Here is a 25,768-nt window from a genome sequence, read left to right on the forward strand (position 1 = left end):
GTCACGTCATCGCGCCTCGGTGCCGCCGTCCGCGGCCCCGTCCGCCGCCCCCGGCCGGGCACTCAGCGCGTCGTAGGCGCTGAGCGCCGCGCGCACCCGCATGATGTCGGCGCCCGACGTGGCGTCCAGCCCGGTCGCCTCCGCCGCGCGGCGCAGCCGGTAGTCCACCGTGTTCGGGTGCACGCGCAGCCGCTCGGCGGTCAGCTGGCGGCTGAGTCCGCTGTCCAGAAACGCGCGCAGCGTGCCGAGCAGTTCGGGGCGGTCGGCGAGCGGGCGCATCAGTTCGGCCAGGGCGTCGCGGGCCGGGCCCGGCTGCATCAGCTGGTATTCCAGCAGCACGTCCCCGAGCCGGTGGACACCCGGCTCCCGGCCCGCCGACACCGCCACCCGCCGCACCTCCTCCGCCAGCCGGACCGCCGCTTTCACGTCCTCCGGGGCGGCCGCCGCCGCGCCGGCCACGATGTCGACCCCGGCCACGCGGCTCATGTGTGACACCGCGGTGGCCAGCCGGTTCCAGTCCCGGTCGGCCAGCAGCGCGACGTCCGTGCCGTACGGGATGAGCGCGAGCCCGCCGTCGCCGGTGAGGGCCGACAGCACCTGGCCCTCGGCGTGGCGTTCCAGCTCCACCCGCAGCCGCCGCAGCTTCCGCTGCCTGGCGATCACGGGACTGACCCCCGGGGCCCGCTCGTCGGGGTGGGTGCCCACGGCCAGGGCCAGGACCAGATAACAGGCGGGGAGCCCGATGCCCCAGCGGGCGGCCGTCACCCGTACGTCCTCCCCGTCGACGAGGGCCGTGAGCATCGCCTGCCGGGCCGACTGCTCCTCGCCCGCGGCCGCCTGGCGCTCCGCGAAGTAACCCGCCACCACGTTGGCCGTCATCCGCTCCAAAAACCGCAGCACCAGCTGGTTCGCGGTCCTCACCTGCGACAGGTCCTCGGGCGTCGCGTGCGCCGACATCCGCTCCAGGCACTCCTGCGCCCCCACGTGGTAGGCGCTGATCACCGCCTCCACCGGAACGCCCTCCTCGGCCCGCTTGGCGGCGGACTGCCGCAGGACCTGCAACTGCGTCTCGTCCGGCAGTTCGCCGGTGCGCAGGACGCCGATGAAGGCGCGTATGCCCTGGCAGATGACCCGCTGGGTCTCACTGCGCAACTGCTCGGCCGGCAGTGTGCCGTAGACGGGCACATGGTCGACGAGGCGTGCGAGGACACGGGCGGCCAGCTCGTCCACCGATCCGGCCAGGCGCTGGTGCACCGGAACCCCGCCGAAGGCGAGCGGCACGTACGCCTCACGGTCCATGGTCACGTACCCCTCACTGTCCACGGTGGCGACCTCGTCGACGCCGCTGACCTTACTTACCGGTAATAAAGGTCGCCGCAGGACGCGCGGGGTGTCAATGCCGACGCGCGGGCGACGGGCGAGTACCCCGGGAGGGTGTTGTGACGGCTCACAAGCCCCCGGCGGATTGTTTGGACGCCGCCCGGGACGGGGCGCGCCGAACTCGCGGCAGGCTGCTCCCGGGCATCCCCGTGCCCCGTACGACTCCGCCGACATCAGCCCCGGGACGGGCTGATCGACCCCCCACAGGAGCAACCGATGTCAGGGATCGAGTGGTCCGCCCGTCGCCTGCGCACCGCACTGGCCACAGCCGCCGTGTCCGCGGCCGCCGTCGTCACCTGCGCCGCCGCCCCGGCGCAGGCGGCCGAGGAGAAACCGCTGCGCGAGGGCGGCGTCCCGCAGGCGCTGTGGAACTACGCGGTCTCCCCGGGGGCCGTGCCGGGCGCCAACGACTGGTCGTGCAGGCCCGGCGCCGAGCATCCCGACCCGGTGATCCTCCTGCCGGGCACCTTCTTCAACATCGGCGCCAACTTCGTGAAGGCCGCCCCGCGCCTGAAGAACAACGGCTACTGCGTCTACGCCATGAACTACGGCTTCACCCCGCTGTCCTTCCAGCGCGTCGGCGGGCTCGGCTCCAACCGCGAATCGGCCGCGCAGCTGGACGCCTTCGTGACGCGGGTCCAGCAGGCGACCGGTGCCGGGAAAGTGGACATCGTCGGCCACTCGCTCGGCGGCAGCGTGCCGATGTGGTGGATGAAGAAGATGGGCGGCGCGAAGAAGGTCGACGACTATGTCGGCTGGGCCCCCAGCTCCCACGGCACCGACCTCAACGGGATCGTGGACCTCGGCGACAAGCTGAACCTCATGGGCTTCGGCACCGGCCTGTCGAACACGGCACGGTTCCCCGGCGTCGTCGAGCAGACCCGCACCAGCGACTACACCAGACAGATGTGGGCCGACGGCGACCGGGTGCCGGACGGACCCGAGTACACCGTCATCATGACCAGGTACGAGAAGGTCGTCACCCCGTACGCCACCCAGGCCCTGACCGGCAAGAACGTGAACAACATCGTCCTGCAGGACCTGTGCCCCGACGACAGGGCCGGCCACATGGGGCTGTTCAACGACGACCCGACGCTCCAGATGACCATGAACGCCCTGGCCGACGGGCCCGACGACTTCCGGCCCACGTGCACGGGATACGGCATGCAGTTCCTGTGAGCGCGCACGCTGCGCGGAGCCCCGCGGCCCGGCTCCCCGGGCCGCGGGGCTCCGCGTCTCAGGCCCCGTACGCGGCCGGCGGCTGCTGCGGCGGCAGCCCGGCGGCCTCGGCGAGCGCGGGCGCCAGGTTCTCCTTGCGGATGCGCTGGTCGACGTAGAGCAGAGCGACGACCAGTTGCGGGAAGGCCGAGGTGAGGATCTGGCCCACCAGCGTGGTCAGCAGTCCGAACACCATCGTCGTGAGCACGATCGTGACGGCCACACCGCCGTTGGCCGCCTCGTCCGACAGGGAGGCCGGTCCGGTGGGGATCAGGCTCAGCAGCTGGAACACCAGCTGGATGAGGTAGCTTGCCGCGGCCGCCATCACGAAGGCCAGCAGCGAGATGCCGAACACCCGCCACCACGCGCCCCGCACCAGCTGCGCCGAGCGCGTCATCGCGCCGATGGTGCCCTGCCCCTCGAAGACGGCGACGGCCGGCGCGAAGCTGAACCGCACCCACAGCCAGATCGCCACGGGCCCGGTGGCCAGCATTCCGAGGAAGCCGACCAGGGCCAGCCAGCCCCACTCGCCCGAGCCGTCGACGGCCAGCGCGATCATCGTCACGATCATGCCGATGAAGGCCAGGGTCATCAGCACCAGCGGGACCGCGGCGATCAGCGCGGTGATCACGACGGTGCCGAGCACCGCCCCGACCCGCGGCCGCACCCGGCGCCAGATGATCCCGATGCTCGACGGGCGCCCGAGCACCGCGTCCTGCAGGACCGCGGGGCAGGAGGCGTAGACGACGGCGTTGGCCACCAGCAGCACGACGATGCCGAAGACGTACACGCCCGCGAAGGTCGCCACCAGCGGTACGACCTGGTCGCTGCCCGGTGCGCTCTCCCCGGACCAGTCCAGCAGCCGGTGCAGCTCCTCCTTCATCGACAGGTAGGCGAGCGCGAGCGCCCCGCCGAACACCGCAAGGGCGACGCCGTAGACGGCGAGCGCGAAGCCGAGCAGCTGCTTCCAGTGCCGGCCGATCGTGGCGAACGCCCCGCCGAGGATCTCGCCGAGGCCGAGCGGCCCGAGTGGTATCACCCCCGGCTTGGGCGGCGGCGGTGCCCAGGCGCCCCACGCGGGCGGCCCCGGGTAAGGCGTGTTGCCCCCCGGATAAGGCGTGTTTCCGTAAGCCATTGAAGTCCCCCCATGTCAGATGACGGCGGGACGGCCGCCGCGGCGGCCGTCCGGACGAACAAGGTAGCCGGGGCCGCCGGAGTGACAGACTCCGCCCCCGAGCGCCCTGTCCCCCCTCTTCCCCGTCCCGTCCCGCGCGACGCGGACGCCCGGCACCTGAGACCGGTTCGCCGATGCGGGCCCCGGCCGGTTAGGTTTCCTGTCATGACTGACTCGTCCGACAGCACCACTGCTCAGCGCACCACCGGTGCCGTGGCCGCAGGCCTGGCCACCGTCACCGCCGAGGGCGTCGTCCTCGACACCTGGTACCCCGCCCCCGAGCTCACCGCCGAGCCCGGCCCCGCAGGCACCGAGCGGCTGACCGCCGAGCGTGCCGTGGAGCTCCTCGGCGACGGCGCCGCGCGGGCCATCGGCCCGGACGCCCGCCGCGGGGTCGAGGTCGTCGCCGTCCGCACGGTCATCGCCTCGCTCGACGACAAGCCGCTGGACGCCCACGACGCGTACCTGCGCCTCCACCTGCTCTCCCACCGGCTGGTCAAGCCGCACGGTCAGAGCCTGGAGGGCCTCTTCGGGCTGCTCGCGAACGTCGCCTGGACCAGCCTCGGCCCCGTCGCGGTCGACCAGCTCGAGACCGTGCGCCTCAACGCCCGCGCCGAGGGGCTGCACCTGCAGGTGACCTCGATCGACAAGTTCCCGCGGATGACCGACTACGTGGCTCCCAAGGGCGTGCGGATCGCCGACGCCGACCGGGTCCGGCTCGGCGCGCACCTCGCCGAGGGCACCACCGTCATGCACGAGGGCTTCGTCAACTTCAACTCCGGCACCCTCGGCACCTCGATGGTCGAGGGCCGTATCTCCGCGGGCGTCATCATCGGCGACGGTTCCGACATCGGCGGCGGCGCCTCCACCATGGGCACCCTGTCCGGTGGCGGCAACGTCATCATCTCCGTCGGTGAGCGCTGCCTGATCGGCGCCGAGGCGGGCGTCGGCATCGCGCTCGGCGACGAGTGCGTCGTCGAGGCCGGCCTGTACGTCACGGCCGGCACGCGCGTCACGATGCCCGACGGCCAGATCGTCAAGGCCCGGGAACTGTCCGGCGCGTCGAACATCCTCTTCCGCCGCAACTCGGTCACCGGCACCGTCGAGGCCCGCCCGAACAACGCGGTCTGGGGCGGCCTCAACGAGGTGCTCCACAGCCACAACTGATCTTCGGGGTTCCTCCTCGAGGACGTGCTCGAAGACGTCGCCGTGCTCGGCGGCATCTACGCAGTCGGCTGACCGGCCGCGCGCTCCAGCCGCCGGTACGCCTCCAGCAGCCCGTCGGTCGCCTCGCGGCCGGCGGGCTGCAGCGGTTCACGGACCGGCCCGGCCGGCTGACCGAGCGCGCCGAGCAGCGCCTTGGCGGTCACCGTGCCCGGCAGCCCCGAGGCCATCATCGACTCCGAGAGCGGCAGGGCGAGCTGGTTGAGCCGGGCGGCCCGGGCGGTGTCCCCGGCGTCGTAGGCGTCGAGGACCGCGCGTAGATGGGGCGCGGCGACGTTGGCCACCGTCGAGACGAATCCGGCGCCGCCCACCGCGTACAGCGGCAGGTTCATCTCCTCGCAGCCCGAGTAGTACGCGAGCCCGCTGCCGGCGATGACCTTGGTGCTGCCCAGCAGGTCGTACGCGCAGTCCTTCACCGCCGCGACTCGGGGGTGGTCCGCCAGCCGCAGCATCGTCTCCGGCTCGATGCGCACGCCCGTGCGGCCGGGGATGTCGTACAGCATCAGCGGAACACCGACGGCGTCGGCCACCCGGCGGAAGTGCGCCTCGATCGCCGGCTGGGGCGGGCGGCTGTAGTACGGGGCGGTCACGAGCAGCCCGTCGGCGCCCGCCCGTTCGGCCTCGCGCGCCAGTTCCACGGTGTGGCGGGTGTCCGCGGTGCCGACGCCCGCGACGATCGCGGCCCGGTCGCCGACCTCCTCGGCCACCGCCCGCACCAGGGCCGCCTTCTCGGCGTCGGACGTCGTGGGGGACTCACCGGTGGTGCCGGAGAGCACCAGTCCGTCGCAGCCGTCGTCGACCAGCCGGGCGGCGAGCTTCCGCGCGCCGTCGGCATCCAGGGCGCCGTCGTCGGTGAAGGGCGTGACCATGGCGCACAGGGCGCAGCCGAAAGGGCGGGAAGATGACATGTCCGCAGTGTGGCCGCAGGGCCGGTAAAGCTCCAGTTACATCTGCTTCGTGTGAAAGTGAAGCAGCGCTGAGCGGTCCCCGGTGTGCCTGGTCACAGCGGTGCCGGCCGGTGCGCGGGCCGCGGGGCCCGCACACCGGCGGCTGCTCCTTACGGGCGGAAGCGCAGCACCTGCGGGTCGTGGTCGCTGTTCTGCTCCGCGAACTCCGCGTTGATGTGCACGCTGTCGTACGAGAAGTCGTCGATCGAGGGGCTCGTCAGGATCTGGTCGAGGACCTGGCTGTTGCCCTGGAAAACGTACGAGTAGCGCTCCGAGCGCGGCAGGGACGTGATGGCCGGGTGCAGGGCGCCGTCGTCCGTCAGGGCCTTCGTCGTCGCCGAGAACTCGAAGTCGTTGATGTCGCCGAGGACCACGACGTCGGCCCTGCGGTCGGTCTTGAGGATGTCCTTGACGAAGGCGTTGACCGACTGCGCCTGGAGGAGGCGCTTGGCCTCGGAAGAACGATTCGGCGGCTGGTGGTGCGAGGTCAGGCCCTCGTCGCCGCCCTTGGAGCCGAAGTGGTTGGCGATCACGAAGACCGTGCGGCCGCGGAAGGTGAACTCGCCGGCCAGCGGCTTGCGGCTGTTCTCCCAGGCGGAGTTCGCCGGGTCGACGCGGCCGGGCGAGAGCGTCAGGGCCGCCCGGCCGTGCTCGCGCACGACACCGGTCGCCGTCGTGGCGTCGCCGCCCGCGCGGTCGGTGAAGGAGACCCGGTCCGGGTTGAACAGGAAGACCTGACGGATGTTGCCGCCGGGCTCGCCGCCGTCCTTGTTGTTCTGCGGGTCCACGGACCGCCACGCATACGCCGGACCGCCGGCCGTGACGATCGCGTCCGTGAACTTCTTCAGCGTCTGCCCGGCCGCGACCGTGCCGTCGTTCTTCGCGCCGTTGTCGTCCTGGATCTCCTCCAGCGCGAGGATGTCGGGCGACGAGAGGTTCTCGACGACGGCCTTCGCCAGCGCGTCGAACTTGGACTGCGGGTCCGACGGGTCCAGGTTCTCCACGTTGTACGTGGCCACCGCCAGTTCGCCGTTCCGCTGCGGGCGCGTGCTCTCGCGCTCGAGGCCGCGGTCCGTCACCGTCCCCAGGGTGCGGGCGGTCAGGGTGTAGCCGCCGAACTGGTTGAAGTCCAGCGGGCCCTCGGTCGTGCCGGCGAGCACGTCACCGACGTTCGCCTTGGGGAACGGCTTCTCGGCGAGGGGCGTCAGCGACTGGATCTGCAGGCGCCCGGTGTTCTGCGAGGTGTACGAGCCGTAGACCGTGCCGCCGCGGCGGTTGTCGTTCTCGTACGGCTTGACCGTCACCCACAGCTCCGCGTACGGGTCGGTGGCGCCGACCACGCGGGACGTGCCGATGCGGACGTTGGCGCCCTCCAGTGACTCGTAGTAGTCCAGGGCGTACGTACGCGGCCGCAGGGGAAGGGCGTTGATGCTGTTGCCGGCCGCCGGGTCGCCGTCGGGGGCGTACGCGCCGGGGACGGACCAGGCCGAGACCGTGACGGGCGCGGGGAGTTCGTTGCCCCGCGAGACCACCGTGACGGCCGGCCTGGCTATCTGCGTCAGCGACTGGTTGCCCGAGTTGGTGCCGCCCGGTATGTACTCGCCGACCGTGCCCGAGACCAGCACCTGGTCGCCGACGGCGACGGTCGGGACGGAGCCGGTGTAGACGAAGACGCCCTCGCTGGTGGCGTCGTTGTCGTCGGCCTGCGGGTCCTGGAACCAAAAGCCCCGGGAGCCGTACGTCCGAACGCCCGTGACGATGCCCGGCACATCGGTGACCTGGCGCCCCACGAGCGGGGACGTCCGGGTGGTGCCCTGGATGTCGTGGATCCGCGCCTGGGCGGTCTCGGCCGCGGTGGCGCCGGTGGAACCGGCGAGCAGGCCGGCGGCCAGCGCGGCGGCGACGACAGCGGCGACGGCGGGCGTTCTCGGTACGACGGAGGAAGGCATCGGGGTTTCTCCGGAGGTGTGAGGGATGAGGGGTGCCGGCGGCGCCGGCGGGGTCCTGCGTGTTCTACGCGCGTCAATCTCTTGGCTCGACAGGGCAGTTGTCAAGAGTCGCCGGATGTACGGGGGCGGGCGCGTGGGTGAACACGGCGGCGTGACGGCTTTCCACGGCCGGGGGCGTCCCAGTCGCACCATGTGCCCCACAGGCACCCTTGGAGGTCGCCTCTTCCCGGTGCGCCGCGAAACCTCCTCGAATGCGTCTACGCTGGCACCGCCCGGGTCCCCCTGCGTCCGGGTCCCTTACGTCCGGGGGCCCGTGAGCCTGCCCCGGATCCCGTACGCCGCGGAGGAGAACCAGCACATGCCCGAAGACCGCCCCACCCTTCCGCCGGTCCGGCTGCACTCGGACGCGGAGCTGGCTCGGGCCGCGCTCGGCGCCCCGCTGCTCGCGCGGGCCGTCAGGCTCGCCCGTTGGGCGGGCCCGGGGACGCGGGTCGGCGCCGGCGGCGAACTTGTCGACGAGCAACTGCCCGACGCGGCCGCCGTGTTGGGCCTCGCCGGGGACGAGGAAGGGGCCGCGTACGCGAGCGAGGCGTGGCGCGTGGCCGTCGACACCGGGCTCGTCGAGGTCGAGGACGCCGATGATGCCGCCGACGCCGACGCCGACGCCGACGCCGACGCCGACGCCGCCGCCGCTGGTGCCGGTGCCGGTGCCGGTGCCGGTGACGCGACCGGCGGCGACGTCGCCGATGACGACGTCGCGGGCGGCGCCGGCGCCGGGGCCAACCTGGCGCTGGTCACCGGAGGTTCGCCGCAGGACGTGCTCGGCCTGTGGCTGGACGCCCTGGACGTCGTCCTCGCGGACGCGAGCGCGCCCTTCTTCGACGACATCGCCGACGTCGTCGGGGCGGACGGCGGAGTCGACTTCGAGGCGCTCGGCTGGGACCCGGAGGCGGAGGCCGAGTTCCTGGAAGGCGTCCTCGGCAACCTCTACCTGCTGACCGTCTCCGACGGCGGCGCCGGTGACCATCCGGTCCCGCTGCCCGTGCTCGCGGCGTCGATGATCGTGCCCGAGGACATGGGGGAACCGACGGACGACGTGCTGGAGCAGGTCTCCGAGGCGATGATGCGCCTCGACGACCAGTTCCGTCTGCTGGAGCCCATCGGGCTCGTCGAGTACCGGCCGGTCGACGAGGCGCTGATGGCGGAGGAGACCGAGGACGCGGCGACCCAGACCCCGGCCGACGACGAGGACGTCTCCCGGTACGGGATGGTCAGGCTCACCCCGCTCGGCCTGTACGGCATCCGGGCCCGGATGCTGGAGGCGGGCGTCGACGCACCCGCCGTGGGGGAACTCGCGGACAAGGGCGCGGAGGTCCTGCTCGACCGGCTCACGCACTTCCCCGAGCCCGCCGCGCGTGCCGAGACCGAGCAGTGGCTGGCCCGGCGCGCACCAGCCGCAGCCGCCCGCGACCTGCTCGCCGCGGCCCGCGGTGCCGACGGCGGGGCGCCGCTGCGCCGCCTCCACTGTCAGCAGGCCCTCACGCTGGTCGGCCCGCACGCCGAACCGGAGGTCCGCGCGGTCCTCGACGACGCCGAACTCGGCGGCCTGGCCCGGGTGTGGCTCGCTGAGCGCGGCGCGTCCGACGTGCCGCCGCCGCCGGAATCGATGATCTTCTGGCTCGCGATCGACACCATCGCGGCGCAACTGGACGCGGACGGCGAGGTCGAGGAGCTCCAGGGCCTGGTGGAGGGCCTGGTCGGCCAGCACAGCGGGTTCTTCGACGCGGCGTGGCGGGTGGCGCATCCGCGGACGGCGGACGTGCTGGAGGCGATGGGCAGGCTGCACGGGGACAAGCGGGTGGCGAAGGATGCCCGCAAGGCGGCCTTCAAGTCCCGCTCGTCCCACTGACACCCGGGGTCTCCCAGTCCTCGCGGACGTCCGTGCGGGTACCGGACGTTGCGGTCCCCAACCCCCGCCGGTGGAGGCGATGGTGGAAGCCGGTGGTACCGCGGGGACGGTGGCCGCGGCCCGTCTCGGGGCACGCGGCGCGGAGCCGCCGCGGCCGGGTGTCTGGGGCGTCAGCCCCCATGAGTCCCCGCCCCTGCTGGGGCGCAGTCCTCAGGTGGGGGAGGGGCGGGGCGCCGGAGGCGCCGCGGCGGCAGTCCCGTGTTCTACCCCGCCCCGCAGGGGCTGGGGCCGAGCCCCGGTTCCGGGCAGAGGGCGGAGGGGAGAAGCCCCGTGGCGCGAAGCGGCGGGGGGTGTGGGGGCGTTGGCCCCAGGTGCGCCTTCCGCCCGGCAGGGGCCCGGGGCGCAGCCCCAGGTTTCGGGAAGGGGCGCGAAGCCGCCGCCCCGGGGGTAGGGGGCGTCAGCCCTCATGATTCCCTGCGCCGGAAAATACGTGGCGCGCCCGGCGTCCCGTTTTCTAGAGTCGTCACCACGAGCTGCACCTCCCGGTGCGCCGGCCGCGGCTACTTCCTCTGACAAAAAGACGCCGCTGCCATCCTGGATCTCGGGAGGCGCAGTTTCGTGAGGCGCCCGTTTCCCGTGCGCCCGGTGTACATCTCCGGAAATTCGGGGGGATTTCCTATCACTCGCTTCAACAGCGCCGCGGCCCGCATGGAAGCCGCACCGTATTCCTACGTCGGCCCCGGCGGCCGCGTTCTCTATCTGGACGAGGAACCCGCACCGCATTCCCACGTGCGCTCCAGTCGGCCCGCCCCGGCCGCGTTTCCCGTCCTTCGCACGTACGAGGGAGCCGCCGGGTTCCAGCGGGACCCGCACTCCGAGCTCTATCTGCTCGCGCTGGCCGACTTCGTGGGCCAGCGGACCTTTTACGAGGCGGCCGGCGACCGCGACGACCGGTTCGCCGCGCTCGTGCGCAGGCTCGCCGTCGAGGACCCGCAGTGGACCGCCGAGCTGCTCGGCTGGCTGCGGAGCCGCGCCCACATGCGGACCGCGTCGATCGTGGGCGCCGCCGAGTTCGTGCACGCGCGACTCGCGGCGGGCGCCACCCGGGGCGGGTACAACCGCCGGGTCGTCGACTCCGTGCTGCAGCGCGCCGGCGAGCCCGGCGAACTGCTCGCGTACTGGACGTCGCGGTACGGCCGCACCGTGCCCAAGCCCGTCAAGCGCGGTGTCGCGGACGCCGTGCGGCGGCTGTACGGGGCCCGGTCGCTGCTCAAGTACGACACCGCGAGCAAGGGGTACCGCTTCGGCGACGTGCTCAATCTGGTGCACGCCTCGCCGGATCCCGCGAAGCCCTGGCAGGGCGACCTGTTCCGGTACGCGCTCGACCGCAGGCACCACGCCGACCGCGCCGAGCCGCCCGCCTCACTGCCGGTGCTCACGGCGCACCAGGAGCTGATGGAGCTGCCCGTGGGGGAGCGGCGGGCCGCCGTCGTCGCGCCCGGCGGTGCGGAGCGCCTGGCCGCGGCGGGCATGACGTGGGAGGCGCTGGCGGGCTGGCTCCAGGGACCGATGGACGCGGCGGCCTGGGAGGCCGTCATCCCCTCCATGGGGCCGATGGCACTGGTCCGCAACCTCCGGAACTTCAACGAGGCCGGTGTCTCGGACGAAGTGGCCGCACAGGTCGCGGCGCGGATCTCGGACCCCGAAGCGGTCGCCGGGTCACGGCAGTTCCCCTTCCGCTACCTCGCCGCGTACCAGCACGCCCCGTCGCTCCGCTGGGCGTACCCGCTGGAGGTGGCCCTCGGACACTCGCTGGCGAACGTGCCCGCGCTGCCGGGGCGGACGCTGGTACTCGTCGACCGCTCGGGGTCGATGTGGTCGCCGCTGTCCGACCGCTCGGAGCTCAGCCGCGCCGACGCGGCGGCGATCTTCGGCACGGCCGTCGCGATGCGCGCCGAGAAGGCGGACCTCGTCCAGTTCGGCACGGGCCACAGCCCGGTGGCGTACACGAAGGGTGAGTCGGTGCTGAAGGTGCTGGAGCGCTTCGGCATGCTCGGCGGCACCAACACCACCGCAGCCGTGCGGGCGCACTACCGGAGCCACGACCGCGTACTGATCGTCACCGACGAGCAGGCCGCGTACCACCACTGCGGCGATCCCACCGCCCAGGTCCCGGCCCGTGTCCCCGTCTACACCTGGAACCTGGCGGGCTACCAGGTGGGCCACGGTCCCTCGGGCGGCGCCAACCGGCACACCTTCGGCGGGCTGACCGATGCCGCCTTCCGGATGGTGCCCCTCATCGAGCAGGGGATGTCGGCCGACTGGCCCTGGAGGTGAGCGGCCGCCGGGGACGCCGCGAGGACGTCCCCGGTGGTGCGGGCGTCACAGAGCCTGTGCCGCCGGCTTGACCATGCCGCGCACCGTGCGGGACTTCACGAAGTCGCCCATCGCGGTCATCTCCCACTCCCCGGAGAACTGCTTGATCAGCTTGGCCATCATCACGCCGGTCTGCGGCTCGGCGCTCGTGAGGTCGAAGCGGACCAGCTCCTCCCCGGTGGCGGCGTCGATCAGGCGGCAGTAGGCCTTGGCGACCTCGGTGAACTTCTGCCCGGAGAAGGAGTTCACCGTGAAGACGAGGCCCGTCGCGTCGGCGGGCAGCCGGCCGAGGTCGACGACGATGACCTCGTCGTCCCCTGCGCCCTCGCCGGTCAGATTGTCGCCGGAGTGCTTGATGGAGCCGCCCAGGATGGACAGCTTGCCGAAGTAGCAGCTGTCCAGGTGATTGCGGCTGGGGCCGTAGGCGATGACCGAGGCGTCGAGGTCGATGTCCTTGCCGCGGAACGCGGGCTCCCAGCCGAGGCCCATCTTCACCTGCGAGAGCAGCGGGCGGCCGCCCTTGACGAGGGAGACGGTCTGGTTCTTCTGCAGGCTGACGCGGCCCTTGTCGAGGTTGATCTTCCCGGTGGCGGCCGGTGCGGCGGGGGCGGGCGGCGCTGCCGGCGGCGGCGGTGCGGCGGCGGCGATGCGCGGGTCGGGAGCCGCGGGGGCGGGCATGGGGGGCGCGGCGGGGGCCGGAGCGGGAGCGGGCACCGGCGCGGGGGCCGGGGCGGCCGCGGGCTCCTCGTCGACCGAGACGCCGAAGTCGGTGGCGATGCCGGCCAGGCCGTTCGCATAGCCCTGGCCGACCGCGCGGGCCTTCCAGGCGCCGTTCCGCAGGTAGATCTCGACGACCACCAGCGCGGTCTCGGCGCCCAGCTGCGGCGGCGTGAAGGTGGCGATCGCGCTGCCGTCGTCCGCGTTGCGGATGGTCGCGGTCGGCTCGATGCCCTGGAAGGTCTGTCCCGCGGCATCCGGGCTGGCCGTCACGACGATCTTCTCGATGCCGGGCGGGACGGCCGCGGTGTCCACGACGATCGCGTCCGGGGCGGTGCCCCCGCCCGAGCGGTAGGTGACGCCGGGGCCCTGCGGCTGGTTGTAGAAGATGAAGTCGTCGTCGGAGCGCACCTTGCCGTCGGCGGTGAGCAGCAGGCCCGATACGTCGAGCCGCACCGGGGCGGCGACGTCCACCGCCACACGGGCGGTGGCCAGGGGAATGTTCGAGCCGGGGGTCATAGCTGTCATGCCAGGGGTAACGAGCGAGACCGCTTTACCGTTCCCTTACCGTCGTCACCGGTTACGGGGGTGGTTGCGCGCGGCCCGCTCGTTGCCGAACTTGTACGCGCCCGTCCAGCGGGCCATGACCAGCTGGGCGTCCCCGGCCGTCACCTCGGCGAGGAACGCGGCGGCGCGGTCACCGCGCAGCGTGCCGGCGGTGCGGCCGCGGTGGGTGATCACGACGGTGCCGTCGGCGCGCTCGGTGTGGACGAATCCGAAAGGTTTGGCCATGACCGACATCCCGGCGGGCACCGGCCCGGCACCGCACGCCGATTTCAGCGCGGCCACACCGGCGGGTCGGTCACGAAGTGGCCGCCGAGGAAGGCGTGGTCGCGCCTGTCCGGGTCCAGTTCGCCCTGCTCGGCCACCAGCTCGGCGGCGTACTCCTCCGAGTCGTCCTGCGGTGTGTAGCCCAGCGCCCGGGCCGTCGACAGGTCCCACCACAGGCGGGTGTTGGCCGAGGAGCCGTAGACGATCGTGTGGCCGACGTTCTCGGCGGTCAGCGCGGCGTGGAAGAGGCGGGCGCCGTCGGCGGGGCTCATCCACACCGACAGCATCCGGACGGAGGTCGGCTCCTCGAAGCAGGAGCCGATGCGCACGGAGACGGTCTCCAGTCCGTGCTGGTCCCAGTAGAGCTGGGCGAGGTCCTCGCCGAAGCACTTGGAGAGGCCGTAGAAGGTGTCGGGGCGGTGGGGTGTCGCGACCGGGATCAGCGCCTCCGGGCCGACGGGCGCGTCCTGGAGGGGGCGGGGGGTGAAGCCGACCGCGTGGTTGCTGGAGGCGAAGACCACCCGGCGCACGCCCTCCTCGCGGGCTGCCTCGTAGAGGTGGTACGTGCCCTGGATGTTGGCCTTGAGGATCTTGTCGAACGACGACTCCAGTGAGATGCCCGCCAGGTGGAGGATCGCGTCGACGCCCCGTACGGCCTCCCGCAGCGCCTCGGTGTCGGCGAGATCGGCGACGACGGCGTCCGGCTCTCCCTCGACGGGCGCGATGTCGAGGAGGCGCAGTTCGTAGCCGTAGGCGGGCAGGAGTCCGCGCATCAGCGTGCCGAGGCCGCCGGCCGCGCCGGTGAGCAGGACGGTACGGGGAGCGGGCATGGGCGGTTCTCCTCGAATGCTCAGATGCGTGGGCGGTATTCACATGCGTGGACACGCTAGGGAGGCCGCGCGTGCAGCGTCAAGTCGCTCGTGACGAGCGCAATCGCGTCCCTGGGTCGCGGGTTGGCGTCTTGACCGGCGCACTTTCGCTGTCCTAGCGTGGCAGCGTTCAGAAATATGGACATCGAACATAATGATGCACGGAGCTGTCGGGCTCGGTGCACGGCCCAGGGAGCGCCCGTGACCTCAGATCCGCTCGCCGCCGACGCCCTCGCAGCCCGGCTCAGCCGGGGTCGGGGCCCGCTGTTCTTCCCCGTCACCGCGTACGCGCCGGACGGCGGCATCGATCTCGGTGCGTTCCGTGCCCATGTGCGGGGCGGCATCGACGCCGGTGCCGCCGCGGTCTTCGCCTGCTGCGGCACCGGGGAGTTCCACGCCCTGTCCCCGGACGAGTTCCGTCTGTGCGTCGAGGCGGCCGTCGAGGAGAGCGCCGGAGAGGCCCCGGTCCTCGCCGGCACGGGATACGGCACCGCGCTCGCCGTCCAGTACGCGCGCATCGCCGAGGACGCGGGGGCGGACGGGCTGCTCGCCATGCCGCCCTACCTCGTCGTGGCCGGCCAGGACGGTCTCGTGCGCCACTACACCGCGCTCGCCGCCGCCACCGCCCTCGACGTGATCGTCTACCAGCGCGACAACGCCGTCTTCACCCCCCGGGCCGTCGTCGAACTCGCCCGAGTGGAGCGGATCATCGGCCTCAAGGACGGCCACGGCGACCTCGACCTGATGCAGCGCATCGTGAGCGCGGTGCGTGCCGAGGTGCCCGAGCGCGACTTCCTGTACTTCAACGGGCTGCCCACCGCCGAGCTCACGGAGCCCGCCTACCACGCCATCGGCGTCCCCCTCTACTCCTCCGCCGTCTTCGCCTTCGCCCCCGACATCGCGGTCGCCTTCCACCGGGCCCTGGCGAGCGGCGACGCCAAGACCGTGAACCGGCTGCTCGACGGCTTCTTCGCGCCCCTCGTCGAACTGCGCAACCAGGGCCCCGGCTACGCCGTCTCGCTCGTCAAGGCGGGCGTACGGCTCGAGGGGCTCGCCGTCGGCGAGGTCCGGCCGCCCCTGTCCGAACCCTCCGCCGACCACGTCGCCGCGCTCGCGGCGCTGATCGCGCGCGGCCGCGCGCTGCTGGAGGAGCGGGCGTGAGGGCCTCCGCGTTCCTCTACCCCTGGGACGTGACCGGCGACCCCCACGCCGCGGCCCGCATCGTGGACCTCGGCGTCCGGCAGGTGACGCTCGCCGCGGCCTACCACTCCACCCGGGCCCTGACCCCGCGCCACCCGCGTCACCGGATCGTCACCGCCCCGCACGCGGCCGTCCTCTACCCGCCGGACCCGGCGTACTGGGCGGGGCGCGGGCTGCGGCCCTACGGGCCCGGGGACTGGGCTCCGGGCGACGCGTTCGGCGAGGCGGCGGCCGCCCTCGCGGACGCCGGCCTCGACGTCCACAGCTGGGTGGTCCTGGCGCACAACTCCCGCCTGGGCGCGGAGCAACCGGACACCTCCGTCGTCAACGCCTACGGCGACCGCTATCCCTGGGCGCCCTGCATCGCGCAGCCCGCCGTGCGCGACCACCTCGTCGCCCTCGCGGCCGAGGCGGCGCCGCGGCCCGGCGCGCGCGGCACCGAGCTGGAGTCCTGCGGCTGGTACGGCCTCGCGCACCTGCACGCGCACGACAAGATCGCGGGGGTGGGGCTCGGGGACGCGGCGCAGTACCTCATGTCGCTCTGTTTCTGCCCGTTCTGCCGACAGGGTTACGCGGACCGCGGGATCGCGCCGGACCGACTGGCCCGGGCCGTGCGGCAGGCGCTCGAACCGGTCTGGCGGGGTGCGGCGCCGCCCGGCGACCGCCTTCTCGGCCCCGAACTGGCCACGCCCGTCCTTCAGTTCCGTACGCACACGGCCCGTACGTTCCAGGAGTCCGCGATCGCCGCGGTGCGCGCGGCGGCGCCGCCCGGATTCCAGGTCCTGCTCCACGCCGACCCGGTGGCGCACCACTGCGGGGCCAACGCGGGGGTCGACGCGGCGCACATCCTGTCGGTGGCGGACGGTGTGGTGGTGCCGTGCGCCCAGGGTCCCGGCCTGCTGGAGCCGTTCGCGCGCCACGCGCCGGACGGCGCCGTGCTCGCGGCGAACCTGACCGTCGTCGCGGGGATGGGCGGCTCCCCGGCGACCCTCGCGGCGGACGCCGCGAGGGCGGCCGCGTCGGGGGCGACCGAACTGCGCCTGTACCACGCGGGGCTGGCGTCGGACGCGGACCTGACGGCGGTCCGCACCGCCCTGGCCGACCTCACCTGACGCGACCTGACGCGCCCACGCTCCGGGCGGATCAGGTCGCATGGGAAGGTATCGGCCCGATGGAAAATGCTACCCACGTTCGCATTGATGCGCGTGCGAGGGTGCCGGCCACCTCCGGCCGGACGAGCGCGCGCCCTTCACACCGAGGTCCTGACTTGGCGAGGCCGGCCCATTCTGCGATATCCTCGAATGGAATTGATGCGCCCGCCGGTCCGAGTTCGAGCAGTTCGGCCGCAGCGGCCGACATTTCGTTTCCGCGGGAGATCAGTTCCCATGGACCTCAACACCATCACCGAAGTCATCCGGCGGCCGCCCGATCGGCCAGGCATGGACTGGCGCGAGGGTGACGCCTGGCTCGCAGGCGGAACGTGGCTGTTTTCCGCCGAACAGCCGAGCCTGCGCCGCCTGATCGACCTGACAGCGTTGCGCTGGGATCCCCTGGTCCCGAGCGGCGCGGGCCTCGAAATCGGCGCAACATGCACCATCCGCGACCTGCATGCCTTCGAGCTGCAAGGTGATTGGATCGCGGGCCCCCTTTTCGCGAGAAGCTGCGAGGCGTTCCTTTCCTCGTTCAAAGTCTGGAACTCGGCGACCGTCGGCGGCAATATCTGCATGTCTCTGCCCGCCGGCCCATTGATCACGCTGACCGTCGCACTCGAGGCGACGTACGAGCTGTGGGCCCCTGACGGGTCCACGCGTATCGTCGATGCCCTCGACTTCGTGACCGGAGACCATCGGAACATTCTTACTCCCGGAGAAGTCCTTCGGCGCATCGATATTCCGGCGCGCGCCCTGCGCAAACGCACCGCGCACCGCCGCTTCACGCTGACCCGCCTCGGCCGTTCGACCGTATTCCTCATCGGTACGCAGACGCCGGGGACCAGCGACCTGCTGCTCACCGTCACAGCCGGCACCGCACGGCCTGTGCGCATTGCTTTCGACACCATGCCCGATGCCCGGACTCTGCAGGAGAGCATCGACGCCATCCCCGCCGACGTCTGGTTCGCCGATCCCAACGGGACCCCGGGCCACCGTCGCCACCTGACGAAGCACTTCGCCGAAGAGATGCGTCGCGAACTCATGGCCGGGGGGTCGGCATGACCTGCATCGTGAACGGCAAAGCCTTCGACGAAGAACCAGACCCCGGCCAGTGCCTGCGCACCTTCCTCCGCTCGCTCGGCCACTACGGTGTCAAAAAGGGCTGCGACGCAGGCGATTGCGGCGCGTGCACGGTGTGGTTGGACGGCATTCCGGTACACAGTTGCATCACCCCCGCTTTCCGCGCGGACGGCCATGAGGTGACGACGATCGAGGGGCTCGGATCACCCGGCGACCTGCATCCGATGCAGCGGCAGTTCCGCGACGCCCCGGGGTTCCAGTGCGGTTTCTGTACCGCAGGGATGATCATGACGTCGGCGACGTTCACCGAGGCCCAGAAAGCGGACCTGCCACGGTCGCTGAACGGCAACCTCTGCCGCTGCACCGGCTATCGGGGGATCGAGGATGCCGTGAAGGGCCTCGTCGGTGTAGAGGCAGCGGCGCCGGGAAAGGCTGTCGGGGCGAGCGTCAGCGCGCCGGCAGCGAACGACGTGGTAACCGGTCGCGCCGAGTTCACGATGGACACCCATATCGAAGGCATGCTGCACCTCAAAGTGCTGCACTCACCACACGCGCATGCCCGGATCGTCTCGATCGACAAGACCGCCGCACTCGCGGTTCCCGGTGTGCATCGGGTCTACACCTGGGAAGATGTGCCGCGCAGGCGTTTTACCACGGCGATCCACACCGACCATCTTGTCGATCCGGACGACACCTTCATCCTCGACAACACGGTCCGTTTCGTCGGCCAACGCGTTGTTGCGGTGCTGGCCGACACCGTCGGGGCGGCAGAAGAGGGCTGCCGAAGGGTCGCCGTCGAGTACGAGTCGATGCCGGCGGTATTCGACCCCGAAGAGGCGATGGCCGAGGGGGCGCCCCAACTGCACGGTACGTACGATCCATTCGTCCGCGATCCCGTGCGCAACATCCTGCTCGAGGTCCACTCGCACATCGGCGATGTCGACACAGGGTTCGCCGAAGCCGACGTGGTCCACGAAGGCACGTTCTCGTCACCCCGAGTGCAACACGCGCATCTCGAGACGCACGGATCGATTGCCTGGATGGAGGACGGTCGTCTCCACGTCCGCACCAGTTCGCAGTCGCCTTCGATCGCGAAAGCCAAACTCGAGTATCTGTTCCGGCTGCGCCCGGACCAGCTCCGCGTGTTCTGCAAACGCGTCGGCGGTGGCTTCGGCGGCAAACAGGAAGTGATCTCGGAGGATCTGGTCGCGCTCGCCACCCTGGACACCGGGCGACCTGTCTGCCTCGAGTACACCCGCGAGGAGGAGTTCACCACGGCCTCGCCACGGCATCCGATGACAGTGACGGTCAAGCTCGGTGCGAAGGCGGACGGAACGCTCACGGCGATCCACGTCCACAATGTGTCGAACACCGGCGCCTACGGCAACCACGGCGGCGAAACGCTGTACGCAGGCGGCGCCGCGGTCATGCTCTACCGCTGCCCCAACAAGAAGTACGACGGGTTCTCCGTCTATACGAACACCGTTCCGAGCGGGGCACTGCGCGGTTACGGGATGACGCAACCGGCGTTCGCCATGGAATCGGCCATGCATGAACTGGCACTCGCACTGCACATCGATCCGCTCGAACTGCGACGACGCAACATCGTGCGACCGGGTGATCCGCTCGTCGCCATGCATGACGGGCCCGACGACGTGACGTTCACCGAGGACGGGCTCGCGCAGTGCATCGATCTCGTGGACGAGGCCATGGCCCGTACAGCCGGTGAGCCGTCCCCCGGGCCCGAATGGCTCGTCGGGGCCGGCGTCGCGAGTTCCTTGCACGCGACCGCGCCCCCGACCGAACACATCTCAGAGGCCTGGGTCACGCTTGGTGACGACCTCATGTACGAGGTGGCCGTCGGAACAGCGGAATTCGGCGAGGGTACCTCGACCGCCCATGTCCAGATCGCGGCCGACCAGCTGGGCACGACGCCGTCGCGGATTCGCCTGGTGCAGTCCGACACCGACCGCACGGGATTCGACACCGGCGCCTTTGCGAGTGCGGGGCTTTTTGTGGCGGGCAACGCAGTGCTTCGAGCGGCCAATGCTGTGCGTGACCGCATCCTGGAATTCGCTGCCGCGCACACGGGTGTCCATGTGGTGATGTGCTCCACGGACGACGAGGGCGTCGTCTGCGGCGAGCAGCGCGTGTCGTTGGCCGAGCTCGTCGCACTGGCCCGAGCGCGCGGAATCCGGTTCACCGCCGCCCGCAAGGCCTACGGCTCGCCCCGAAGCGTCACCTTCAATACGCAGGGGTTCCGGATCGCCGTCCACCGGGTGACGGGTGAGATCCGTGTCCTTTACAGCGTTCAGGCGACCGACGCGGGCGGAGTCGTCAACCCCGCGCAGGTCCGGGGACAGGTCGAAGGCGGTGTCGCCCAGGGAATCGGCTTCGCGCTGACCGAGAACTACCAGGTCGACGCGGAGGGTGGCATGGTCAACCCGAACTTCCGCAACTACCGCATCCCCGCGTACGCCGATATCCCCCGCACCGACGTGCTCCTGGTGGACTCGTCGGATTCCGTTGGGCCCATGCGGTCGAAGGGGATGGCGGAATGCTGCATCAACCCGGTAGCCCCCGCGCTGGCCAATGCGCTCCATGACGCCACGGGCGTCCGCTACCGTGCGCTGCCCCTGACGCCGGAACGGATCTACAGCCGGCTCCCCGTATACCGTTCGGCGCCGACGGGCTTGAGCAAATGAACACAAAAAGCTCGAAGAAGCCGCTGCGACGGCAATCATCGGCGGCGTGGCCGCGGTGACCGTGTTCTGGGTCGTTGTCTTCTACGTCGTGACGACCCTGACCCGGACGCTGCCCTGACCTGGCGACGCCCGAGCGCCATCGGTCCCGCCCATAGATCACGAAGCCGCACTGGGGTACTGGGTTCGGCGGGTCAGGAGCAGGGCCGTGAGGAGGCCGAGGGCGCCGATCGCGAGGAGCAGGGCGCGGACGTCGAGGAACGCCACCAGCCCCGCGCCCACCGCGAGTGTCACCGCGTTCGGGACGAACATCAGGGTGCTCGCCGTCGCCGCCGTGCGGCCCACGACGGTGTCCGGCGTCTCCCGCTGGACCGCCGTCATCGCCGCGATCAGCACGGACGGCAGCCCCAGGCCGATCGCCGCGCTGCACACCAGGGCCGCCGCGTCGTACGGCAGCATCCGCAGCGCGGCCGCCGTCGCGAACACCGCGACACCGGCTGCCGCGAAGCCCCGCTCCCCGAGCCTGCGCAGCAGCGGTCCCGCCAGCAGCCCGCTCAGCACCGAGCCCACACCCTGCGCCGTGTACAGCACGCCGACGAACGCGGGGGAGCGGTCCAGCACCGTGTCCGCCACGGCGAAGACCAGTGCGCCGTTCAGGCCTGCCAGCCCCATCGCCGCCGCACCGCCGAGGACCAGCGGCCGCAGCGCCGGCGAACCCCACACCCGGCGCGCCCCTTCGAGCAGTCCGTCCCCGGCCGCCCGCCGTACCGGCTTCTCCTCATGCACCCGCAGCAGCGCGAAGATCCCCGCCGCCACGGCGAACGACACCATGTCCAGCACCGCCACCGAGGGGCCCCCGAAGCTGGTGAACAGCGCCGCGCCCGTCAGCGGCGCGAAAAGTTTCATGCCCTCGTTCGCGGTCGTCCGCAGGCCGTTGAAGTCGCCGAGGAGCCGGCCGTCCACGGCGGCCGCGATGAGCCCGGCCTCGGCCGCGTCGTGCACCACCGAGCCCGCCCCGTACAGGACAAGTACCGCGAACAGGATCCACACGCGTTCCGCCGAGTCCACGGCGAGCACCGGGAGCAGCAGGACGGCCGTTGCGAGGTTCGAGCAGATCAGCAGCGGCCGGCGGCGGAACCGGTCGGCCACGGTGCCGAGCAGCGGGCCGATCAGCGTCGGCGCCCACATCATGAACGTCGTGAGCGCCGCCAGGGAGTCGGACCCCGTGAGCGACTTGACCCAGATTCCGGCGGCGAGCCACATCGCGGACGAGCCGAAACCGGAGACGACCACTCCGGACAGATACAGCCTCGCGGTGCGGTCACGGAGCACCGCTCCCCCCGTCCAGCGCACGTACGCCCTCCGCTTCCCGGCCGCCGCTCGGCCCCCGCGGTCACGGTGACACCTGAGGCCCTCCCGCGACATGGGGCAGTCGCCGTAGGAGGCGTCTTTTCCGCGAGCCCCCGTCACAGCCCTCGCGGACGTGACGCACCACGCCCTGTATCGATCCGCGCCGGCGCGCAGACGGCGAGCAGCTGCTGGGCGTCGGCTGACGTTCCGGCGCCTACCTCAGCGCCGCCTCCATCATCTTCTGCGCGACCGGAGCGGCCAGGCCGTTGCCGCTGACCTCCGAGCGCTCCGCGCCCGAGTCCTCGATCACCACGGCCACCGCGACCTGCTTGCCCGTGTCCGAGGACTTGGCGTAGGAGGTGAACCAGGCGTACGGCGTCTTGCTGTTGTTCTCGCCGTGCTGGGCGGTGCCGGTCTTGCCGCCGACCTCGGCGCCGGGGATCCGCGCGTTGGAGCCGGTGCCGTCCTCGACGACCGTCACCATCGCGCTGCGCAGCTGCTCCGCCGTCGACGACGACACGATCCGCCGCGCCTCACCGTCCTCGTAGGACCGGAGGGTGTCGCCATCGGCGGAGACGACCTTCGAGACCATGTGCGGCGAGGCCAGCACCCCGTCGTCGGCGATGGCCGAGGACACCAGCGCCATCTGCAGCGGCGTCGCGGTCACGTCGAACTGGCCGATGCCCGTCAGCGCGGTCGAGGACTCGTTCATCCCCTTCGGGTACACACTGGCCGACGCCCGCACGGGCACATCCTGCTCGTCGTCGTTGAAGCCGAACTTCTCCGCCATCGCCCGGACCTTGTCCTGCCCCAGGTCCACCGCCATCTTGCCGAAGACGTTGTTGCACGAGTACTGCAGCGCCGTGCGGATGGTGGCGTTCTCGCAGGGAGCGGACGGGTTCTCGTTCTCGAGGTCGGTGACCGTGCCGGGCAGGCGGTACGGGTCCGGGCTCTCGGTCCGCTCGTCCACCGAGGCGTACAGGCCGTCCTCCAGCGCGGCCGCCGCGACCACCAGCTTGAACGTCGAGCCCGGCGGCAGCGGCTGCCGCAGCGCGCGGTTGACCAGCGGTTTGTCCTCGTCGGCCGTCAGTGTGCGCCAGGTGTCGCCGTCGTTCGTGCCGCTGATCGACGACGGGTCGTACGAGGGCGTGCTGACCATGCCCAGGATCTCGCCGGTTTCCGGGTCGATCGCGACGGCCGCGCCCTTGGCGTCGCCGAGCGCCTCGAACCCGGCCTTCTGCACGGCCGGGTCGATCGTCGTGAGCACGTCACCCGGCTCCTGGTGCGCGCGCGTGAGCGCGTCCAGGGGGTTCTTCAGACGGTCGTCGGTGCCGTCCAGGACACCGGAGTAGATGCCCTCCAGCTGGGTCGCCCCGTACGCCTGCGAGCTGTAACCCGTGACGGCCGCGTAGAGCGCGCCGTCGGTGTACGTGCGCCGGTGGGCGAGATCGCCGCTGTCCGTCCTCTCCGAGCCGGTGACCGGGGAGCCGGCCACGATGATGTCACCGAGCGGCTGCGCGTACTGCGCGATGACCTTCCGCCGGTTGCGTTCGTCGTTCGCGAGCGCCTTCGCCTCGTACGCCTGCACCCAGGTCGCCCGCACCAGCAGGGCGAGGACCAGCAGCAGGCTGAAGACGGCGGCGCGCCTGATCGTCTTGTTCATCCCGTGGGAGGACGAGCGGCGGACCGGCCGGTGTTCCGCGTATGCCGTTTTCTCAGGACTTCCTCATGCGGCGCTCTCTCAGGAACCGGCCCCGCCGTCCGGTCACCGCGGTGAGATGAACCCCGACTCGTACGCCGCGATCACCGCCTGCGTACGGTCCCGCACACCCGTCTTGGCGAGGACCGAGGCCACGTGCGTCTTCACCGTGGCCGCGCCCACGCCCATCCGTCCGGCGATCTCCGCGTTGGTCAGGCCCGTGGCCATCAGCCGCAGCACCTCCGCCTCCCGCTCGGTCAGCCGGCCCGCCCAGGCGGGCAGGTCCGCCGGAGCGCGGCGGCCGTACTCGGCGGCCAGCGAACGCACCGCCGCGGGGAACAGCAGCGAATCGCTGCTCGCGACCAGCCGCACCGCCTGCACCAGTTCCTCGGCGGCGGCACGCTTGAGCAGGAACCCGGACGCGCCCGCGCGCAGCGCGTCGTACACGTACGCGTCGTTCTCGAAGGTCGTCACCACCACGATCCGCGGCGGCGCGTCCATCGTGCCGAGGATCTGCTCGGTGGCCCGGATGCCGTCGATCTCCGGCATCCGCACATCCATCAGGACCACGTCCGGCCGCCGTTCGCGCACCATCGACACCGCCTCGGCGCCGGTGGCCGCCTCGCCCACCACCTCCAGGCCGGGCTCGGCGTCGAGGATGACGCGCAGCGCCGTGCGGACCATCCGCTCGTCGTCGGCGAGGGCGATGCGGACCGCGCTCATCGGCCGGCTCCCAGCGGCAGCAGGGCCGACAGCCGCCACACCGCGCCCTGCGGCCCGGCACCCGCCCGGCCGCCGAGCAGCGCGGCGCGCTCGGTGATGCCGCGCAGGCCGCGTCCGCCGCCCGGGCGCGCCACGGGGGCCCGGTCGGGCAGGGGGTTCTCCATCGTGATCTCCAACTCCTCGCCGCGTACGGCGATCCGCAGGGACACCGGGACCGCCTCGGCGTGCCGCAGGGCGTTGCTCAGCCCCTCCTGGACGATGCGGTACGCCTCGCGGGAGACGTGGGCGGGCACCGAGGCCGGATCGCCCTCGGTGTGCACGGCGACGCGCACCCCGCTGCGGGACACCAGACCGTCCAGCGTGTCCAGCGTCGGACCGGTGGCGCGGTCCGCTCCCTCGCCGTCCTGCCGCAACAGGCCGAGGACGGCGTCGAGTTCGCCGACGGTGCGCCTCGTCGTCTCCTCGATCGCGGTCAGCGCCTCCCGGACGAACTCCACGTCGCGATCCAGCACCCTGCGTGCGGCGCCCGCCTGCAGGGTCACCGCGCTGAGGGCATGGCCGACCGAGTCGTGCAGCTCGCGGGCGAGGCGGTTGCGTTCGGCGAGCTCGGCGGCCCGCTGCTCGGCCGCGGCGAGCCGGTCGGCGGGGGTCGGGCCGAGCAGTACCGGCGCCTGGCGCGCGAGCAGCGCCCCGGCCCCCGCCGAGCACGCGGCGAGGGCGAGAAGCATGGCGAACCCCGCGGGCGGCAGCAGCAGGAGACGGTCGAACGGGCGCATCGACCACGGCACATGGAGGAAGTCCTGCACCGAGCGGCTGAGCGGCGCGACGATCAGCGTGACCGCGAACGGGGGCAGCGCGAGCGACGCGCCGCTGACCAGCGCGCCGATGCCCAGGTGCAGGGTGAGCCAGGCCGAGGTGCGCAGGCGCGCGGCCCAGGTGTGCGCGGGTCCGTCCGCGAACAGCTCGGCGGGCACCCCGGTGAGCGCCCGGGCCACGCCCACCGACAGCGGTCTGGCCAGCGGCAGCAGCGCGGCGACAGCGGCGAGCGGCAGGGCGACGAGGTACGCACCGAACTGCACGACGAGCGAGGTCGTGAAGAGGTTTCCCGTCTCGCCCAGCGGCCCGACCACGGTCGTCCCGACGAGCCAGAACGGCATCAACAGCGCGCCGCCGAGCACGAGATGGACCCAGCGGAGCCGCGCCCGCCTCCCGAACAGGCCCCGCAGCACGACGCGCCACATCCCGCCGGACCCCCTCCCGCCGGTGCTC

19 protein-coding genes are annotated in these 25,768 nt (G+C 72.0%); 8 read left to right on the forward strand and 11 right to left on the reverse strand.

Features of this window, described 5'->3' with window-relative positions; all coding sequences use genetic code 11:
* Nucleotides 1-6: 6 nt before the first annotated feature.
* On the reverse strand, nt 7-1,323 hold the full coding sequence (locus tag QFZ82_RS29860) for a CdaR family transcriptional regulator (protein WP_307716088.1): 1,317 nt from the start codon (nt 1,321-1,323) through the stop codon (nt 7-9).
* A gap of 273 nt (nt 1,324-1,596) precedes the next feature.
* On the opposite strand from QFZ82_RS29860, the gene QFZ82_RS29865 reads away from it, so the two are divergent.
* Complete coding sequence (locus QFZ82_RS29865; RefSeq protein WP_307716089.1) at nt 1,597-2,559, forward strand: triacylglycerol lipase; 963 nt, start codon at nt 1,597-1,599, stop codon at nt 2,557-2,559.
* A gap of 58 nt (nt 2,560-2,617) precedes the next feature.
* On the opposite strand, the gene QFZ82_RS29870 is transcribed toward QFZ82_RS29865, so the two are convergent.
* Entirely contained in the window at nt 2,618-3,637 is a 1,020-nt protein-coding gene (locus QFZ82_RS29870) for a hypothetical protein (RefSeq protein ID WP_307716090.1), read from the reverse strand.
* 300 nt (nt 3,638-3,937) lie between these two features.
* Between QFZ82_RS29870 and dapD the strand changes: the two genes are divergently transcribed.
* Entirely contained in the window at nt 3,938-4,939 is a 1,002-nt protein-coding gene (gene dapD / locus QFZ82_RS29875) for a 2,3,4,5-tetrahydropyridine-2,6-dicarboxylate N-succinyltransferase (protein WP_307716091.1), read from the forward strand.
* Between the two features lie 56 nt (nt 4,940-4,995).
* Here the strand turns inward: dapD and dapA are convergent, their stop codons facing one another.
* The gene (gene dapA / locus QFZ82_RS29880) at nt 4,996-5,904 is read right to left on the reverse strand and encodes a 4-hydroxy-tetrahydrodipicolinate synthase (protein WP_307716092.1); all 909 of its coding nucleotides are present in this window, start codon (nt 5,902-5,904) and stop codon (nt 4,996-4,998) included.
* Between the two features lie 149 nt (nt 5,905-6,053).
* On the reverse strand, nt 6,054-7,892 hold the full coding sequence (locus tag QFZ82_RS29885; protein ID WP_307716093.1) for an endonuclease/exonuclease/phosphatase family protein: 1,839 nt from the start codon (nt 7,890-7,892) through the stop codon (nt 6,054-6,056).
* Between the two features lie 358 nt (nt 7,893-8,250).
* Between QFZ82_RS29885 and QFZ82_RS29890 the strand changes: the two genes are divergently transcribed.
* Both QFZ82_RS29890 and QFZ82_RS29895 read left to right on the forward strand, forming a co-directional pair.
* A complete protein-coding gene (locus QFZ82_RS29890) occupies nt 8,251-9,801 on the forward strand; it encodes a hypothetical protein (RefSeq protein ID WP_307716094.1) in 1,551 nt (516 codons plus the stop codon).
* A gap of 708 nt (nt 9,802-10,509) precedes the next feature.
* Nucleotides 10,510-12,138 carry a TROVE domain-containing protein gene (locus QFZ82_RS29895; RefSeq protein WP_307716095.1) on the forward strand — a complete coding sequence of 543 codons (1,629 nt, stop codon included), beginning with the start codon at nt 10,510-10,512 and terminating at the stop codon, nt 12,136-12,138.
* A gap of 45 nt (nt 12,139-12,183) precedes the next feature.
* On the opposite strand, the gene QFZ82_RS29900 is transcribed toward QFZ82_RS29895, so the two are convergent.
* Genes QFZ82_RS29900 through QFZ82_RS29910 form a run of 3 tightly spaced genes read right to left on the reverse strand, consistent with a single transcriptional unit; the run spans nt 12,184 to nt 14,555 of the window.
* A complete protein-coding gene (locus tag QFZ82_RS29900; protein ID WP_307716096.1) occupies nt 12,184-13,422 on the reverse strand; it encodes a TerD family protein in 1,239 nt (412 codons plus the stop codon).
* Between the two features lie 45 nt (nt 13,423-13,467).
* Nucleotides 13,468-13,686, reverse strand: coding sequence for a hypothetical protein (locus tag QFZ82_RS29905; protein WP_307716097.1), 219 nt, complete (start codon nt 13,684-13,686; stop codon nt 13,468-13,470).
* A gap of 44 nt (nt 13,687-13,730) precedes the next feature.
* Nucleotides 13,731-14,555, reverse strand: a complete 825-nt coding sequence (locus tag QFZ82_RS29910) for an NAD(P)-dependent oxidoreductase (RefSeq protein ID WP_307716098.1) — start codon at nt 14,553-14,555, stop codon at nt 13,731-13,733.
* A gap of 240 nt (nt 14,556-14,795) precedes the next feature.
* Here QFZ82_RS29910 and QFZ82_RS29915 point away from each other — a divergent pair, with 240 nt between their 5' ends.
* The 4 genes from QFZ82_RS29915 (at nt 14,796) to QFZ82_RS29930 (ending at nt 20,730) form a co-directional block, all read left to right on the forward strand.
* Nucleotides 14,796-15,755 carry a 5-dehydro-4-deoxyglucarate dehydratase gene (locus QFZ82_RS29915; RefSeq protein WP_307716099.1) on the forward strand — a complete coding sequence of 320 codons (960 nt, stop codon included), beginning with the start codon at nt 14,796-14,798 and terminating at the stop codon, nt 15,753-15,755.
* On the forward strand, nt 15,752-16,906 hold the full coding sequence (locus QFZ82_RS29920) for a hypothetical protein (protein WP_307716100.1): 1,155 nt from the start codon (nt 15,752-15,754) through the stop codon (nt 16,904-16,906). Before QFZ82_RS29915 ends, QFZ82_RS29920 begins: the two co-directional genes overlap by 4 nt.
* Before the next feature lie 273 nt (nt 16,907-17,179).
* Complete coding sequence (locus QFZ82_RS29925; protein ID WP_307716101.1) at nt 17,180-18,007, forward strand: FAD binding domain-containing protein; 828 nt, start codon at nt 17,180-17,182, stop codon at nt 18,005-18,007.
* A complete protein-coding gene (locus tag QFZ82_RS29930; protein ID WP_307716102.1) occupies nt 18,004-20,730 on the forward strand; it encodes a molybdopterin-dependent oxidoreductase in 2,727 nt (908 codons plus the stop codon). Before QFZ82_RS29925 ends, QFZ82_RS29930 begins: the two co-directional genes overlap by 4 nt.
* 156 nt (nt 20,731-20,886) lie before the next feature.
* On the opposite strand, the gene QFZ82_RS29935 is transcribed toward QFZ82_RS29930, so the two are convergent.
* The 4 genes from QFZ82_RS29935 to QFZ82_RS29950 form a co-directional block, all read right to left on the reverse strand.
* The gene (locus QFZ82_RS29935) at nt 20,887-22,080 is read right to left on the reverse strand and encodes an MFS transporter (protein ID WP_307716103.1); all 1,194 of its coding nucleotides are present in this window, start codon (nt 22,078-22,080) and stop codon (nt 20,887-20,889) included.
* 211 nt (nt 22,081-22,291) lie between these two features.
* Nucleotides 22,292-23,740 (reverse strand): penicillin-binding protein 2, encoded by a 1,449-nt coding sequence (locus QFZ82_RS29940; RefSeq protein WP_307716104.1) that lies wholly within the window; start codon nt 23,738-23,740, stop codon nt 22,292-22,294.
* A gap of 102 nt (nt 23,741-23,842) precedes the next feature.
* The gene (locus tag QFZ82_RS29945) at nt 23,843-24,499 is read right to left on the reverse strand and encodes a response regulator transcription factor (RefSeq protein WP_307716105.1); all 657 of its coding nucleotides are present in this window, start codon (nt 24,497-24,499) and stop codon (nt 23,843-23,845) included.
* Nucleotides 24,496-25,740 carry a sensor histidine kinase gene (locus QFZ82_RS29950; RefSeq protein ID WP_307717888.1) on the reverse strand — a complete coding sequence of 415 codons (1,245 nt, stop codon included), beginning with the start codon at nt 25,738-25,740 and terminating at the stop codon, nt 24,496-24,498. The genes QFZ82_RS29945 and QFZ82_RS29950 overlap by 4 nt, the downstream gene beginning before the upstream one ends.
* Nucleotides 25,741-25,768: the final 28 nt, after the last annotated feature.

The sequence above is a fragment of the Streptomyces sp. V4I23 genome, assembly GCF_030817975.1.
Classification (GTDB): domain Bacteria; phylum Actinomycetota; class Actinomycetes; order Streptomycetales; family Streptomycetaceae; genus Streptomyces.

Bases quoted from the DNA above. Each gene is read 5' to 3' on its own strand.
- QFZ82_RS29865 (WP_307716089.1), top strand. From the start codon at position 1,597: ATGTCAGGGATCGAGTGGTCCGCCCGTCGCCTGCGCACCGCACTGGCC.
- dapD (WP_307716091.1), top strand. From the start codon at position 3,938: ATGACTGACTCGTCCGACAGCACCACTGCTCAGCGCACCACCGGTGCC.
- dapA (WP_307716092.1), bottom strand. From the start codon at position 5,904: ATGTCATCTTCCCGCCCTTTCGGCTGCGCCCTGTGCGCCATGGTCACG.
- QFZ82_RS29885 (WP_307716093.1), bottom strand. From the start codon at position 7,892: ATGCCTTCCTCCGTCGTACCGAGAACGCCCGCCGTCGCCGCTGTCGTC.
- QFZ82_RS29890 (WP_307716094.1), top strand. From the start codon at position 8,251: ATGCCCGAAGACCGCCCCACCCTTCCGCCGGTCCGGCTGCACTCGGAC.
- QFZ82_RS29895 (WP_307716095.1), top strand. From the start codon at position 10,510: ATGGAAGCCGCACCGTATTCCTACGTCGGCCCCGGCGGCCGCGTTCTC.
- QFZ82_RS29900 (WP_307716096.1), bottom strand. From the start codon at position 13,422: ATGACAGCTATGACCCCCGGCTCGAACATTCCCCTGGCCACCGCCCGT.
- QFZ82_RS29905 (WP_307716097.1), bottom strand. From the start codon at position 13,686: ATGGCCAAACCTTTCGGATTCGTCCACACCGAGCGCGCCGACGGCACC.
- QFZ82_RS29910 (WP_307716098.1), bottom strand. From the start codon at position 14,555: ATGCCCGCTCCCCGTACCGTCCTGCTCACCGGCGCGGCCGGCGGCCTC.
- QFZ82_RS29925 (WP_307716101.1), top strand. From the start codon at position 17,180: ATGGACCTCAACACCATCACCGAAGTCATCCGGCGGCCGCCCGATCGG.
- QFZ82_RS29930 (WP_307716102.1), top strand. From the start codon at position 18,004: ATGACCTGCATCGTGAACGGCAAAGCCTTCGACGAAGAACCAGACCCC.
- QFZ82_RS29940 (WP_307716104.1), bottom strand. From the start codon at position 23,740: ATGAACAAGACGATCAGGCGCGCCGCCGTCTTCAGCCTGCTGCTGGTC.
- QFZ82_RS29945 (WP_307716105.1), bottom strand. From the start codon at position 24,499: ATGAGCGCGGTCCGCATCGCCCTCGCCGACGACGAGCGGATGGTCCGC.
- QFZ82_RS29950 (WP_307717888.1), bottom strand. From the start codon at position 25,740: ATGTGGCGCGTCGTGCTGCGGGGCCTGTTCGGGAGGCGGGCGCGGCTC.